This is a genomic window from Streptomyces sp. NPDC029044 (assembly GCF_040637495.1).
Lineage (GTDB): Bacteria > Actinomycetota > Actinomycetes > Streptomycetales > Streptomycetaceae > Streptomyces.
This window is the reverse complement of sequence record NZ_JBEZWN010000003.1, coordinates 110,134-124,845: the sequence shown is the minus strand read 5'-3', so window position 1 is coordinate 124,845 and position 14,712 is coordinate 110,134. Positions and strand designations below refer to the sequence as shown.

General features: G+C 73.1%; 11 protein-coding genes and 2 tRNA genes. 10 read left to right on the top strand and 3 right to left on the bottom strand.

The annotated features are described in order from the left end of the window. Window positions 1–234: 234 nt before the first annotated feature. From AB0E85_RS04040 to AB0E85_RS04015, 6 genes are all read left to right on the top strand, one after another. Complete coding sequence (locus tag AB0E85_RS04040; RefSeq protein WP_161366759.1) at window positions 235–561, top strand: hypothetical protein; 327 nt, start codon at window positions 235–237, stop codon at window positions 559–561. Window positions 562–724: 163 nt separating this feature from the next. Beyond that, window positions 725–1,639, top strand: a complete 915-nt coding sequence (locus AB0E85_RS04035) for a bifunctional MaoC family dehydratase N-terminal/OB-fold nucleic acid binding domain-containing protein (RefSeq protein WP_361922143.1) — start codon at window positions 725–727, stop codon at window positions 1,637–1,639. Then, a complete protein-coding gene (locus AB0E85_RS04030) occupies window positions 1,636–2,019 on the top strand; it encodes a MaoC family dehydratase (RefSeq protein ID WP_361922141.1) in 384 nt (127 codons plus the stop codon). Before AB0E85_RS04035 ends, AB0E85_RS04030 begins: the two co-directional genes overlap by 4 nt. After that, the gene (locus AB0E85_RS04025; RefSeq protein WP_361922139.1) at window positions 2,016–3,188 is read left to right on the top strand and encodes a lipid-transfer protein; all 1,173 of its coding nucleotides are present in this window, start codon (window positions 2,016–2,018) and stop codon (window positions 3,186–3,188) included. The genes AB0E85_RS04030 and AB0E85_RS04025 overlap by 4 nt, the downstream gene beginning before the upstream one ends. Before the next feature lie 133 nt (window positions 3,189–3,321). After that, complete coding sequence (locus AB0E85_RS04020) at window positions 3,322–3,882, top strand: SigE family RNA polymerase sigma factor (protein ID WP_361922137.1); 561 nt, start codon at window positions 3,322–3,324, stop codon at window positions 3,880–3,882. Between the two features lie 148 nt (window positions 3,883–4,030). Continuing rightward, window positions 4,031–5,698, top strand: a complete 1,668-nt coding sequence (locus AB0E85_RS04015) for a long-chain fatty acid--CoA ligase (RefSeq protein WP_361922135.1) — start codon at window positions 4,031–4,033, stop codon at window positions 5,696–5,698. 29 nt (window positions 5,699–5,727) lie between these two features. Here the strand turns inward: AB0E85_RS04015 and AB0E85_RS04010 are convergent, their stop codons facing one another. Then, complete coding sequence (locus AB0E85_RS04010; RefSeq protein ID WP_361922133.1) at window positions 5,728–6,927, bottom strand: MFS transporter; 1,200 nt, start codon at window positions 6,925–6,927, stop codon at window positions 5,728–5,730. A gap of 129 nt (window positions 6,928–7,056) precedes the next feature. Between AB0E85_RS04010 and AB0E85_RS04005 the strand changes: the two genes are divergently transcribed. After that, window positions 7,057–7,635 carry a TetR family transcriptional regulator gene (locus AB0E85_RS04005; protein WP_361922131.1) on the top strand — a complete coding sequence of 193 codons (579 nt, stop codon included), beginning with the start codon at window positions 7,057–7,059 and terminating at the stop codon, window positions 7,633–7,635. A gap of 16 nt (window positions 7,636–7,651) precedes the next feature. Here the strand turns inward: AB0E85_RS04005 and AB0E85_RS04000 are convergent, their stop codons facing one another. Together AB0E85_RS04000 and AB0E85_RS03995 are read right to left on the bottom strand one after the other, a co-directional pair. Continuing rightward, entirely contained in the window at window positions 7,652–12,373 is a 4,722-nt protein-coding gene (locus AB0E85_RS04000; RefSeq protein ID WP_361922129.1) for a PAS domain-containing protein, read from the bottom strand. A 335-nt stretch (window positions 12,374–12,708) separates the two neighbouring features. Continuing rightward, entirely contained in the window at window positions 12,709–13,227 is a 519-nt protein-coding gene (locus tag AB0E85_RS03995) for an SSI family serine proteinase inhibitor (RefSeq protein ID WP_361922127.1), read from the bottom strand. A 184-nt stretch (window positions 13,228–13,411) separates the two neighbouring features. On the opposite strand from AB0E85_RS03995, the gene AB0E85_RS03990 reads away from it, so the two are divergent. The 3 genes from AB0E85_RS03990 to AB0E85_RS03980 all read left to right on the top strand — a co-directional run bounded on the left by AB0E85_RS03990 (window position 13,412) and on the right by AB0E85_RS03980 (window position 14,589). After that, a tRNA-Ser gene (locus AB0E85_RS03990) sits at window positions 13,412–13,502 on the top strand. 209 nt (window positions 13,503–13,711) lie between these two features. After that, a tRNA-Arg gene (locus AB0E85_RS03985) sits at window positions 13,712–13,784 on the top strand. Window positions 13,785–13,953: 169 nt separating this feature from the next. Next, window positions 13,954–14,589 carry a signal protein gene (locus AB0E85_RS03980; RefSeq protein WP_361922125.1) on the top strand — a complete coding sequence of 212 codons (636 nt, stop codon included), beginning with the start codon at window positions 13,954–13,956 and terminating at the stop codon, window positions 14,587–14,589. The last annotated feature ends 123 nt before the right edge of the window (window positions 14,590–14,712 follow it).

The window sequence follows — 14,712 nt, the reverse complement described above, 5'->3', positions numbered from 1 at the left end:
CCATCCGGTACGGAAGTGACGCATAGGGGTTTATCGACTTGTCCTCACGCTTGCGTGCGAATAGCGGCTTCCGGTGTGGTTCGCCGGGGATTCGGTGGGCAACTCTGGACTCGCGACGTCGAGCACCGCACCGGGGCGGTCGGCCAACCTCCCTGGTGACAGCAGTGGTTCACGCACGAAACGGCCATGAGCCGGTGCGTCCTCGATTCCGAGAAGTCCTGGAGGGACAAGAACATGGCAAGCATCCGTACCGCCCGCGTCATCGCAGCCGTCTCCGCGCTTCCGCTCGCCGCCGCCCTCTTCACCGGCGTCGCGACGGCGGACAACGGCGCCTTCGCGGACAACGGATCCATCGCGGCCGTCACGGAGGCCGAGCAGGGCAACCTCGGCAGCGGCGTCGGCGGCGACAACTTCGGCACCGCGGCCACCACCCAGCAGCAGGCCGTCGGTGACGGCGCCTCGAACCAGAGCAACACCGCCCAGGTCAACGGCTCGGAGTTCACGGCCGTCAACCAGGGCAACGCCAACACCGCCATCAGCTTCGCCCCGCTGTGGTGGTGAGCTGAACGGGACGGTGCGGCGGCACCGTCCCGGGCGCCGTGGGGGGTGTGCTTCGTGGGGTCACAACGTCTGAGCGGCGGTACTCCGGTATCGCCGCGCAGGCGTTTTTCGCGCGTCTGCCGGGTCTTGACGGCGCAGCCGATCTGACGGACAGTCAGAAACCGTGAGAGGTGAGCCGGAGGTCCACGAGGAATTCGAGGCGCGCCTGAAGGCCTACGAGGGCCTCCCGGCCGCCGCCACCGGGGTCGGGCGCGACCCGGTCAACGAGCCGATGATCAGGCACTGGTGCGAGGCCATGGGCGACACCAGCCCCGCGTACACGGGACCGGACGCCATCGCTCCGCCCACCATGCTCCAGGCGTGGACCATGGCCGGCCTCACCCGCCGTCCCGAGCGCACGGCCGCGTACGACGAACTGCTCACGCTGCTCGACGCGTCGGGCCACGACGCCGTCGTCGCCACCGACTGCGAACAGGACTACCTGCGCCCCCTGCGCCCGGGCGACCGGATCACCTTCGACTCCGTGATTGAGTCGGTGTCCGCCCGCAAGACCACGAAACTCGGCACCGGCTACTTCATCACCACCCGCACGGACGTCCGGGCCGGGGGCGAGCTCGCCGGCACCCACCGCTTCCGCATCCTCAAGTACGCCCCCGCACACCGGCCTTCGCGACCGGCGGAACGCCGCCCCCGCCCGGTCGTCAACCGCGACAACGCAGGCTTCTGGGAGGGCGTCGCCCGCCACGAACTGCTCATCCAGCGCTGCACGGCCTGCCGCACCCTGCGCTTCCCCTGGCTGCCCGGGTGCAACGCGTGCGGCTCCCCGGACTGGGACACCGTGCCGGCGAGCGGCGAGGGCAGCGTCTACTCGTACGTCGTCATGCACCACCCGCCCTTCCCGGCCTTCGAACCGCCCTACGCAGTCGGCCTCATCGAACTCGCGGAGGGCGTGCGGATCGTCAGCAACGTGGTCGGAGTGCCGTACGACGAGGTACGGATCGGCATGCCGGTGCGGCTGGAGTTCCGGCGCTACGACGAGGAGCTGGAGCTGCCGGTGTTCCAGGGGGTGGGCCCGTGAAGGCCGGTGACCGCCTCCCGCCGCTGGAGATCCCCGTGACCCGGACCCTGATCGTCGCCGGGGCGATCGCCTCCCGGGACTACCAGGACGTCCACCACGACCCGGAGCTCGCCCGGCGCAAGGGCTCCCCGGACATCTTCATGAACATCCTGACGACCAACGGCCTGGTCGGCCGCTACATCACCGACCACTTCGGCCCGCGGGCGGAGCTGCGCCGGGTCGCCATCCGGCTGGGTGCGCCCAACCACCCCGGCGACACGATGGTGCTCACGGGCACGGTCGAGGAGGTCGACGGCGACCTGGTGACCGTCCGGGTCGTCGGCGCGAACGGCATCGGCAAGCACGTCACCGGCACCGTGACGGTGAGGATCCCGGCATGAGCCTCAGAGGGCGGGACGGTCTCGGCGGGCGCGCGGCCGTCGTCGGGGTGGGGGCCACCGCCTTCACCAAGGACTCCGGCCGCAGCGAACTGCGCCTCGCCGTCGAGGCGGTGCGCGCGGCCCTGGCGGACGCCGGGCTGACCCCGGCCGACGTCGACGGCATGGTCACCTTCACCATGGACACCAGCCCCGAGATCACCGTCGCCCAGGCGGCCGGCATCGGGGAGCTGTCCTTCTTCTCCCGCGTCCACTACGGCGGCGGCGCGGCCTGCGCCACCGTCCAGCAGGCCGCCCTGGCGGTCGCGGCGGGCGTCGCGGACGTGGTCGTCTGCTATCGCGCCTTCAACGAGCGCTCGGGCCGCCGCTTCGGCTCCGGGGTGCGGCAGCGGGAGCCGTCGGCGGAGGGCGCGGCCCTCGGCTGGTCCCTGCCGTTCGGCCTGCTCACCCCGGCCTCGTGGGTGGCGATGGCGGCCCGGCGCTACCTCCACACCTACGGGCTGACCCCGGAGGCGTTCGGGCACGTGGCCGTCGTCGGCCGGAAGTACGCGGCGACCAACCCGGCGGCGCACTTCCACGGCCGGCCCATCACCCTGGCCGATCACGCCGCCTCGCGCTGGATCGTCGAACCGCTGCGGCTGCTCGACTGCTGCCAGGAGACGGACGGCGGCCAGGCCCTGGTCGTCACCTCCGTCGAACGGGCCCGCGACCTGCCCCACCCGCCCGCGGTGATCGCCGCGGCGGCCCAGGGTGCCGGACGCGCCCAGGAGCAGATGACGAGCTTCTACCGCGACGACCTGACCGGCCTGCCCGAGGCCGCGGTGGTCGCCCGGCAGCTGTGGCGCGCCTCGGGGCTCTCACCGGCCGACATCGATGTGGGGATCCTCTACGACCACTTCACGCCGTTCGTGCTGACGCAGCTGGAGGAGTTCGGCTTCTGCGGCCCCGGTGAGGCGGCGGACTTCGTGGCCGGGGAGCACCTGCCGCTCAACACGCACGGCGGTCAGCTGGGGGAGGCGTACCTGCACGGCATGAACGGCATCGCGGAGGCCGTCCGGCAGATCAGGGGGACGGCGGTGAACCAGGTGCCCGGGGCGCAGCGGGTCCTGGTGACGGCGGGGACGGGCGTGCCTACGTCGGGACTCGTACTGACCGCCGCCCCTCAGGGGTGAACCCGCAGTACCCCGGGTCCACCGCTCCACCTACAGGAGGTGCGGCGGACCCTACCCCTACAACCTGAGGGGGACCTCGCTTCGGGACCTGCGGCCGATCCGCTCGGGGTGCCCCCGCTCCTAGCGTTGAGCCATGACCACACTCGTCTGCACGAGCGCTTCGAAGGCGGCCGGACCAGCGGCGCAGACCCTTCCGTACCCGTCGTTCTCGTCGTACGTCAGGGCCCGCCAGCCGGTGCTGCTGCGTACCGCCCGCTCGCTCACCGGCAACCCGAGCGACGCGGAGGACCTGCTGCAGACCGCCCTCACCAAGACGTACGTCGCCTGGGAGCGCATCGAGGACCACCGCGCCCTCGACGGCTATGTGCGCCGGGCGCTGCTGAACACCCGGACCTCGCAGTGGCGCAAGCGCAAGGTCGACGAGTTCGCCTGCGACGAGCTGCCCGAGCCGGACCCCGTGCCCGGCGGTGACGACCCGGCCGAGCAGCAGGCGCTGCGCGACGCGATGTGGCGGGCGATCATGCGGCTGCCCGACCGGCAGCGGGCGATGGTGGTCCTCAGGTACTACGAGGACCTCAGTGAGGTCCAGACGGCCGAGGTGCTCGGCGTCTCGGTCGGCACGGTGAAGTCGGCCGTCTCCCGGGCGATCGGCAAGCTCCGCGAGGACGCTGAGCTGGGACTTGTCCGCCGGTGAGGCGGTGCCCCGCCCGCTTGTGAGACGCCCCTCCGGCATGGCGTGATCTGATCGATCACCCGGTCCTAGTGACATACCACGCGGTATGTGCGCAGAATCAGCGCAACCTTTACCACCGCGTAGGCAAAGTCGCCCCCGGGAGGACGCCGTGCTGAGCACCATGCAGGACGTACCGCTGCTGATCTCAAGGATCCTGACCCACGGGTCGACGATCCACGGGACATCACAGGTGACCACCTGGACCGGTGAGGACGAGCCGCACCGCCGCTCCTTCGCGGAGATCGGCGCCCGCGCGGCCCAGCTGGCGCACGCGCTGAAGGACGACCTGGGCGTCACCGGCGACGAGCGCGTCGCGACCCTCGCCTGGAACAACGCGGAACACGTCGAGGCCTACTTTGCGATCCCGTCGATGGGCGCGGTCCTGCACACCCTGAACCTCCGCCTCCCGCCCGAGCAGCTGGCCTGGATCGTCAACCACGCCGCCGACCGCGTGATCATCGCCAACGGTTCGCTGCTCCCCCTGCTCGCTCCGCTGCTGCCGCACCTGAAGCCGGTCGAGCACGTGGTCGTCACGGGCCCCGGAGACCGCTCCCTCCTCGACGGCGCGGCCGCCGGTGGCATCCACGTTCACGAGTACGAGGACCTGATCGCCGGCAAGCCGACCTCGTACGACTGGCCCGAGCTGGACGAACGCCAGGCCGCCGCGATGTGCTACACCTCCGGCACCACCGGCGACCCCAAGGGCGTGGTCTACAGCCACCGTTCGGTCTACCTGCACTCCATGCAGGTCAACATGGCCCAGTCGATGGGCCTGACCGACGAGGACACCTCCCTGGTCGTGGTCCCGCAGTTCCACGTGAACGCCTGGGGCCTGCCGCACGCGACCTTCATGACCGGCGTGAACATGCTGATGCCGGACCGTTTCCTCCAGCCGGTCCCGCTCGCCGCGATGATCGAGAGCGAGCGGCCGACCCACGCCGCCGCCGTCCCCACCATCTGGCAGGGCCTGCTCGCCGAGCTGACCGCGAACCCGCGCGACGTCTCCTGCCTCGGCCAGGTCACCATCGGCGGCTCGGCCTGTCCGCCCTCGCTGATGGAGGCCTTCGACAAGCTGGGCATGCGGGTCTGCCACGCCTGGGGCATGACGGAGACGTCCCCGCTGGGCACGATCGCCCGTCCGCCGGCCGGAGTGGCGGCCGGCTCGGAGGAGGAGTTCGCCTACCGCCTCACCCAGGGCCGTTTCCCGGCCGGTGTCGAGGGCCGCCTGACCGGCCCCGGCGGCGAACGCCTCCCCTGGGACGGGGAGTCGGCCGGCGAGCTGGAGGTGCGCGGCCCCTGGATCGCCGGTGCCTACTACAACGGCCCCGACGGCGAACCCCTGCGCCCCGCCGACAAGTTCAGCGAGGACGGCTGGCTCAAGACGGGCGACGTCGGCACGATCTCCGCCGACGGCTACCTCACCCTCACCGACCGGGCCAAGGACGTCATCAAGTCCGGCGGCGAGTGGATCTCGTCGGTGGAGCTGGAGAACGCGCTGATGTCCCACCCGGACGTCGCCGAGGCGGCCGTGGTGGCCGTCCCCGACGACAAGTGGGGCGAGCGCCCCCTGGCCACGGTCGTCCTCAAGGAGGGCTCCACCGCCACCTTCGACACCCTGCGCGCCTTCCTCGCCGACGAGGGGAAGATCGCCAAGTGGCAGCTTCCCGAGCGGTGGACGATCGTCGAGGCGGTCCCGAAGACGAGCGTAGGCAAGTTCGACAAGAAGGTCCTGCGCAGGCAGTACGCGGAGGGGGAGCTGGACGTCACCAGCCTCTGACCCGCCCCGGACCGCCGTACGGCAGCACTTCACCGTCGTACGGCGGTCACGCCCCACCCGAGCACCAGCCACACCCCCGCGACGACGCACACCCCGCCCCACCCGAAGTGGCTGTAGGCGGTTCCCGCGAGGGCCGATGCGGCCGCGCCGCCCGCGAAACCGGCGACCACGTAGGCGGTGTTGGCCGTGGCGGGGGTGGAGGTCGCGGTCAGGGCCAGGGTCTGGTTGGCGACGTGGGAGGCGACCAGGGCCGCGTGCACGGCGACCGCGGCGGCGAACAGCGCCCAGAGCACGTGCCCGCCCAGCCAGAACAGCGGCACCGAAACAGCGGCGATCAGATACGCGGAGCGCACGACCCGGGCGGCCCCGAACCGGTCCACCAGCCCGCCCGCCAGCGGCGCCACCGCACTCGCGGTCAGCCCGAACAGGCCGAACAGCCCGGCGGTCGCGATGGACAGGCCGTACTCCGGACCGGTCAGCAGCAGCGCCAGTGAGGTCCACAGCGCGCTCCACGCACCGAACATCCCGGCCTGCCGCACGCACGCCCGCCACAGCTCGGGCGAGCTCCGCAGCACCGACGGCAGCGCGAGAAGCCCCGCGAACAGCGGGCCCTCCCGGCGCCGCCGCGACGGCAGGACCACCGCGGTCGCGAGGCCCAGGGCGAGGGTGAGCACGGCCGCGCCCGCGAACACCCACCGCCAGCCGAACGCCTGCCCGGCCGGCCCGCCCACGACCCGGGCCGCGACGATGCCGGCGAACAGGCCCGCGATGACCGCCGCGACATGCCTGGCCCGCCGCTCGGCGGGAGCACGCTCGGCGACCAGCGGGACGAGCAGCTGGGGGATCACGGTCGCCGCCGAGGCGACGAACACCGCGGCCGCGAGGGCGGCGGCGCCCGGGGCGGCCGCACTGGCACCCAGCGCGAGCGCGGTGACGAGCGTGAGCCCGGCGACCAGCCGGCGCCGGTTCACGCTGTCGCCGAGCGGGGCGAAGAACAGCAGCCCGACCGCGTAGCCGAGCTGGGCGACCGAGGCGATCCAGGCGATGGCCGAGGGCGCCGTGCCGAAGTCGCGGGCCATGAGCGGGAGCAGCGGCGCGGCGAGGTAGATGTTGGCGGCGGTCACCGCGCTGCACACGGCGAGCAGCGTGAGGAAGAGGCCGGGGGCGGGTGTACGGGCCTGCCGCACCGGGGCCGTGGCCCGGGCGGCGGTGGCGGTCGCTGACGGCATGGGAGGGGACTCCTTGGAGTCGGCTCTAACAACTAACTGGTTGGTTGGCTGACGGGGGAACAGTGTGAGCCGCCCCTTCATTCCCTGTCAACCAAACAGTTGGTTACCCGGCGCGCTACCCTCTCCCCCATGGCAGCAAGGGACCCCGAGGCCACCAAGGCCCGGATCTTCGAGGCGGCGGTCGCCGAGTTCGCCCGGCACGGCATCGCCGGCGCCCGCATCGACCGCATCGCCGGCGCGGCGAAGGCCAACAAGCAGCTCATCTACGCCTACTTCGGCAACAAGGCCGAGCTGTTCGCGATCGTCCTGGAGAAGAAGATGCTCCACCTCGCCGAGGCCGTCCCCGTCGACCCGGACGACATCGAGAGCTGGGTCGACCGCCTGATGGACTACCACGCCGCCCACCCCGAGCTGCTGCGCCTGCTCTTCTGGGAGGGCCTGGAGTACGGCAGCACCGAGCTGCCCCACGAGTCCCACCGGCAGGAGCACTACGCCCGCAAGGTCGCCGCCCTCCGCGAGGGGCAGCGGCGCGGAGCCGTCACGGACGCCATTCCGGCGGCCGACCTGCTGTTCCTGCTGACCGCCCTGGCCAACTGGACCGCCGTCGTCCCCCAGATGCGACGCATCCTGGTCGGCGACGGCGCGTCCGAACGGGACCGCCTGCGCGCCTCGGTGAAGGAGGCCGCGCGCCGGCTGACGGCCCGGTAGGACGACCGCCCGGTGCTCAGTTGGTCCCGATCCGGCTGAGCAGCTCGACGATCCTGGACTGCACCTCGGAGCTGGTGGACCGCTCCGCGAGGAACAGCACCGTCTCCCCGGAGGCCAGCCGCGGCAGGTCCGCCTGGTCGACTGCGGCGGTGTACACGACGAGCGGGGTGCGGTTGAGCTGCCCGTTCGCCCGCAGCCAGTCGATGATCCCGGCGTACCCCTCCTGCCGCCGGTGCACCTGGAGCAGGTCCATCACGACCAGGTTCGGCCGGAACTGCCCCGCCAGCGTCACCGCGTCCGCGTCACTCGCGGCCCGCGCGACCTGCATGCCGCGCCGCTCCAGCGTCGCCGTCAGCGCCAGCGCGATCTCCGCGTGCTCCTCGATCAACAGGACCCGCGGCGGGTGCTGCTCGCTGTCGCGCGGCGCCAGCGCCTTCAGCAGCACGGCCGGATCGGCGCCGTACGCCGCGTCCCGCGAGGCCTGCCCGAGCCCGGCCGTGACGAGGACGGGGACCTCGGCGGCCACGGCGGCCTGCCGCAGCGACTGGAGTGCCGTCCGCGTGATCGGCCCGGTCAGCGGGTCGACGAACAGCGCGGCGGGGAAGGCCGCGATCTGCGCGGCGACCTCCTCGCGCGAGTTCACGATCACCGGCCGGTAGCCCCGGTCGCTCAACGCCTGCTGGGTGCTGACGTCCGGCGCCGGCCACACCAGCAGCCGCCGCGGATTGTCCAGCGGCTCGGGCGGCAGCTCGTCGTCCATCGGCTGCGGCCGCGGCGGATCGGCCACCTCGACGGCCCCGCCGGGCCCGTCCAGCGGCTCCGGTCCTTCGGCGGCGTTCTCGTCCGGTGCGCCTATGGCGTACGACCGTCCGCCGCCCTCGGTCAGCTGCGCCAGGCGCGACTGACCGGCGAGGGACGGCTGCGCCGGCACCGGTGCGGTGGCCGGGGCGGGCACCTGCGCGGCGACCGGCGGCGGCGTGTGACCGGCCGTCGGATGCGGCCGCGCGGCCTGCTCCGGACGGGGTGCCTGCTGCTCCGGACGCGGCTGCCCCTGCTCCGGCCGGGCCGTCTGGTCCGTACGCGTCGCCGGGTCGGGCGGGGTGCCGAGCTTGCGGCGCCGTCCCGATCCGCCCGGCTGGTGCGGGGGCGGCGTCGCCGTCTGCTGCGGATGCGGGGCGGACTGCGGGGCCGGTACGGCCGAAGGCTGCTGGACCTGGACCGCCTGCCGGTTGAACGGCACGCCCTGGCCCAGCGTCCGCACGCTGATCGCACGGCCTTGCGTCGAGTTCGGGTCGACCGGCGCGGGCCCGGCGGCCTCCGCGGGCAACGGCTGAGCCGCCCGCGGCGAGCCCTCCGGCGGCAACGGGGTGCCCGGGGCGGGCGTGTGCTGGCGCGCGGCCCGGGGCGGTGTGCCGTTCGGAGGCGCGGGGTGTACGGCACCGGCCCCCGACGTGTCGTCGGCGCCGGGCCATGGATGGGCACCGGGCTGCTGAGCACCGGGCTGGGCAGCGGTTCCCTGGGCGGGCGTGCCCCCGGGCGGAGTGCCCTGCCCGGGAGCGGCCTCGGCGGGAAGCGGCCCGGCGGGGGGCTGCTGCGGCAGGGGCTGGGCCGGGGCGGGGGGCTGCACGGCCTGTCCCGGAAGGGCCGCCTGCACGCTCTGCCCGAGCCCGCCCTGCGCGGGGACGGACACGCCCTGCGGCTGGGCGACGTGCGGGGCGTTCGCGTGGGGGACGTTCCCCTGCGCGGGAACGGGCACGCCCTGTGGCGGTACGGCCGTACCCGGCGCGAGGGGGGAAGCGGCGACGCCGGCCTGGACCGGATCGCCCTGGCCCGGCCCGCCAGGCACGGGACCTGTGGCCGTGGAATCGGCAGGCACGGGACCTGTGGCCGTGGATCCGGCAGGCACGGATCCGGCAGGCAGGGGACCTGTGGCCGTATATCCGGCAGGCACGGATCCGGCAGGCACCGGACCCGCCTGGCCGGCATTCACCGGCGCCTGCGCTCCGGCTCCCTCGGCCGGCTGCGGCACGGCGACGGCCCGTCGCCGACGGCCGGTCGGCGCGCTCGTGGGATGCGGCTGCGGCGGAGTGTGATCGGCGGACTGGTCGTGCGGGACGGCGTCGTGCCGCCCCTCCTCGACCGCCCCGTCACCGGCGGCGGCCACACCGGGGACCGCACCGGCACCCTGCTCCGGAACCGGCACCTGCCCCTGAGCGGGCACCACACCCGGCGCCCCCGCGGGCCCGTCGGCGACCGGTTGCCCGGCTTCGGCCGGAGCCTCCTCCTGAACGGGCGCGGACGCGGGCGCGGTGGCGGGGGCCGGTGTCTGATCGGCCTCGGCCGGCGGCAGCGCGAACACCGGACGCGGCCCGGCCGCCTCCTGGGCTGCCGCCGCCCGCTCGTTGGCGGCGGCCAGCGCACGCCGCCGGCGCCCGGTCGGCTGCTGGGCCTGCCCCTGCGCCGCGTCGGACGGACCGGCGGCCTCACCACCGGACGACGGCGCGGGCAGCGCCGGCGGCAGCGCGGCCTGCTCACCGGGTTCACGTCGGCCCCGCCGGCCGGACGGCGCGGGCACCCCCTGCGGCGGCACGGTCCCGCCCAGCCCCGTGTTCGAGGCGGCGGCACCCGCCGCATGCTCGGCGGCCGTCACCACGGCCCCCTCGGCGATCCCCTGGACGGCACTGCCGACGGCACCCGCACCGGCGTCCTCCGCAGCGCGCCGCCGTCGCCCGGTACCGCCCGACGCGCCGCCCTCACCGGACGCCTGCGCGGGAAGGGCCGGCTGCTCCCCGGCGGCCCGGCGCCTGCGCCGCCCGGTGGGCGCGGCCCCGTCGGCTCCGGGACCACCGGCCGCCTCGTCCTCACCACCCGGGACGTCTCCGTCCAGGAACGCGTCGGTGGTGGCGCGCCGCGCCCGGCGCCGCCCCACGGAAGTCTGCCCGGCGGGATCGACGGCGGCCGGACCGCCGAGAGCCGGATCGCCGAGAGCCGGATCGCCGAGAGCGGGGTCGACGAGTGCGGGGTCGACGAGAGCGAGCGCGGCGGACTCGTCCACCGGCTGGACGGCGACCGCCCCGGCCCCGCCCCCGATCGGCACTTCGAGGACGTACGCGCTCCCGCTCATCCCCGGCACGTCGTGCGTCTGTAGCACGCCGCCGTGGGCCCGGACGATCCCGCGCACGATCGGCTCGTGCACGGTGTCGCCACCGGCGTACGGCCCGCGCACCTCGATGCGGACGACCTCACCCCGCTGCGCCGCCGCCACCACGACGGTGTTGTCCAGGTAACCGCCCGCCGACACGGGCGTGTTGCCGGTCGCGTCGACCCCCGCCACGTCCGCGACGAGGTGCGCGAGGGCGGTCGCGAGCAGCCGGGGATCGACCTCGGCCTCGATGGGCGGCGCGTGCACGGCGAACTGCACCCGCCCGGGCCCGATGAGTTCGACGGCCCCGTCGACCCCGGCGGCGACGACGGCGTCCAGCATCACCTTCGTACGGGCGATGTCCTCGCTGCCGGCGTCGAGCCGCTGGTATCCGAGGACGTTGTCGATCAATGTCGTGATGCGCGCATAGCCCGCCGAGAGGTGGTGCAGCACCTGGTTGGCCTCGGGCCACAGTTGCCCGGCGTCGTCGGCGGCCAGCGCGGCCAGCTCGCGGCGCAGCTCGTCCAGCGGGCCGCGCAGCGACCGTCCGAGCAGGGTCAGCAACTGCTCGTGCCGGGCGGCGAGCGCCTCGAAACGGTCCTTCTCCCGCTCCCCGAGGGCGGCGTACCGCTCCTCGTTCGCGGCGAGCTCCTCGGCGTGCCGCTCGGTGAGCTCCTCCACCTCGGCGACGTGCTGCTGGCGCAGCGCGGTGAGCTCGGAGGCGTGCTCCTCGGCGACCCGCTCCAGTTCCTCGGCGTGCCGCTTCTCCGCCGCCTCCTTCTCCTCGACGACGGCGTCGTAGGGCCGCCGGTCGGTGAAGGTCATCACGGCGCCGACGAGCTGGTCGCCGTCGCGCACCGGCGCGGTCGTCAGGTCGACGGGCACCTTGCCGCCGTCCTTGGCGTACAGCACCTGGCCGCGCACCCGGTGCTTGCGCCCGGAGCGCAGGGTGTCGGCGAGCGGCGAGTCCTCGTACGGGAAGGGCGAGCCGTCGGCGCGCGAGTGCAGCACGAGGTCGTGCAGTTCGCGCCCGCCGAGATCGCTGGCCCGGAAGCCCAGTATCTGGGCGGCGGCCGGGTTGACGAGCACGATCCGTCCGTCGGTGTCGGTCCCGACGACGCCCTCGGCCGCGGCCCGCAGGATCATCTCGGTCTGCCGCTGGGACCGGGCGAGCTCGGCCTCGGTGTCGACGGTCCCGGTCAGGTCGCGCACGACGAGCATGAGCAGCTCGTCACCGCTGTACCCGTAACCGTCGTAGGCCTGCTGCCCGTTCTCCAGATTCGCACTGGTGACCTCGACGGGGAACTCGGTCCCGTCGGTCCGGCGCGCGATCATGCGGGTCGGCTTGGTCCGGGCGTGCGGATCGAGGTGTTCCGGGCGCCGCATGGAGCCGGGGATGAGCTTGGAGTCGAACTGCGGCAGCAGATCGAGCAGCCCGCGCCCCACCAGGGCGGTCCCCGGGGTCTCGAAGGCCTCCAGGGCGATGGTGTTGGCGTTGACGACCGTCCCATTGGCGTTGACCAGCACCAACGCGTCGGGAAGCGCGTCCAGTATGGCTGCGAGGCGAGCAGCGCCTCGGGATGGCCTGCTGCTCACGAGACGCTTCCTCCCTGTTACCGCACCTTGCCGACCGCTCGGGCCATCTTGCCAACCGTCCCGCAGCGTGTCACGCGAGGGAGTCTAAGGGCTGCGGTTGCGCTCGCGACGCCGGATGAGAGCGAGGTCGCTCAAGGAAGTGACCCCGAACTGACGAGCGAGTAACCGTCAAACACCCGCCCTCCTGCGACGACGTCGCGGGACCTTCGCGGGACCTTTACGACGACGGCGTTTCTGTACCTTTTGGCCAGACTGGCGTGATGAGGGCGGAGAGTGGCGCAGAAGGAGGCGCCGGGATGCCCGCCCTGTCTGCCGCGCAGGAGCCGGCGGACGGCTCAGGCCCTGGCGCCCCGGTCTCCCCCCATGCCCGGCAGCAGCGGCACGAGCCGGTCCCAGCGGGAGATCTGGCAGCCGTCACGGCGGTCGTACGTGGCGTCGACGGGCCGTCCGGCCCAGGTACCGGTGACGTGTGCGGTGGCCGGGCCGCCGTACTGCATGGTGCAGAAGCCGCCTTCCGGCGCGGGCGCGAAGACGTCCTGGCCCCACCGCGTGTCCCGCTCCAGGGCGGCACAGGCGCCGCGCGGGTCGGGGTGGCTGCCGCCGTCGGGGCCGCAGTACAGCTCGAACGTTCCGTCGGCCCCGCCGCCGGCGTTCCGCACGGTGACGGTGAGGTGATCGCGGTCCGGGCCGGCGCCGGGCCCGGCCGGGGGCAGCAGGTCGATCACGTCGGCCTGGGCGTAGGCGGCCGGGGGCACGGCGGTCAGCGACCCGGCGGCGGCGACGGAGGCGGCGGCACCGATGAGGAGGCGTCGCAGGACGGGGCGGGCGGTGGCCCGGGGGGTGGCACGCAACATGCCCTGACTAACGCCGGGCGGCCCGGGATGTTGCGCGCCGCCATGCGAGCGGGGCCCGCACGGGCCTGACAAGGCCTTTGCCCTGCGCCCTTCCCGCCTAGTACCGTGGGGGTCGATTGGTGACAGCACGCTCGACTGTGTCATCATCGGCACGCACCGCTCGCGCTCGCGCGGGAGTGATGCTGGAGGCGTCGCCTAGTCCGGTCTATGGCGCCGCACTGCTAATGCGGTTTGGGCCTTAAAGCCCATCGAGGGTTCAAATCCCTCCGCCTCCGCACTCGATCACGAAGCCCCGGTCACCCGACCGGGGCTTCGCTGTCGTTGCCCTCCGGGAGAGCGCCCGGAGGAGCGGCCGGAAGTGCCGTTTCCGCAGCTCACAAGGGGTATGGCTAACGGATTTCACATGGCGGCGGCAGTCATGTAATGTTCTTCCTGTCGCCGCGAGCGAGCCGGAAGGCCCGAGAGCGGCGAAAAAACAGAACAAGCACTCGTAGCTTAACGGATAGAGCATCTGACTACGGATCAGAAGGTTGCAGGTTCGAATCCTGCCGAGTGCACACAGATCAGAGGCCCCGGAGAGATCCGGGGCCTCTTGCGTTTCGGAGGCGTACAGCGGCGGAGTACAGCAACGGGCGGCCCAAGGGGGTCGGCCGGCTCGCGGACCGGGTCCGCGCAATCCGTATGCGAGCGGGGGTCGCGCAGGTGCGCAGTAGGGGAGGGGAACTCATGAAGATCAAGACCAGCAGAGTGGTGCTCATGACCATGGTCCTGGCGGCGCTGGTGGGGTGCGGGCGCAGCGCAACCGAGGGAACAGGGGACGCGCCGGCTCGGGCTTCAGATGCGCCGTCGTCGGCGCAAGGCGGTCTCTCTCCTGAGGATCTCCAGAGCCGATGGTGGACGTGGGCGATGTCGGAACCCGAAGGCACCAATCCGGTCGCCGACGAGGACGGGAGCGATTGTGAGCGCAACCAGCCGCAGGACGTGTGGTTCCTGGCGGGTACCTTCGGCACTCAGGCCGAGCGCACTTGCAACGTCCCCGAAGGGGTCCCTGTCGCGTTTCCCCTGGTGAACCTGATGGGTGAGCCGGCGGACTGCGCATTCTTCATGAGCAAGGCCAAGGGGTCCGCAGTCCTGGACGGCAAGAAGGTCGGATCGGAGACGAACCGCGGAGAGCCGATCTCTGTGAAGGGCGTTGCCTTCAACCCCGTCACAGGCACCGACGAGCGCCTCACGACCACAGGGTGCGGCCTCTGGGTCCAGTTGCCCCCGCTGAAGCCCGGGAAGCACACACTGACCATCCGTGGTCAGGCCCAGGACTTCGCCGTTGGTGTGGACTACTCCCTGACCGTGGATGCCGCATAGGCGAACGGCGTGCAGGGGACCCCGAGTTCGGGGTCCCCTGGAGAGCAGGTCACGGTTACGGAGCCCTCACTCGACGCACCGGCTCCTCGACCGTCCATCAACTCCACGGCGACTCGCGCCCGT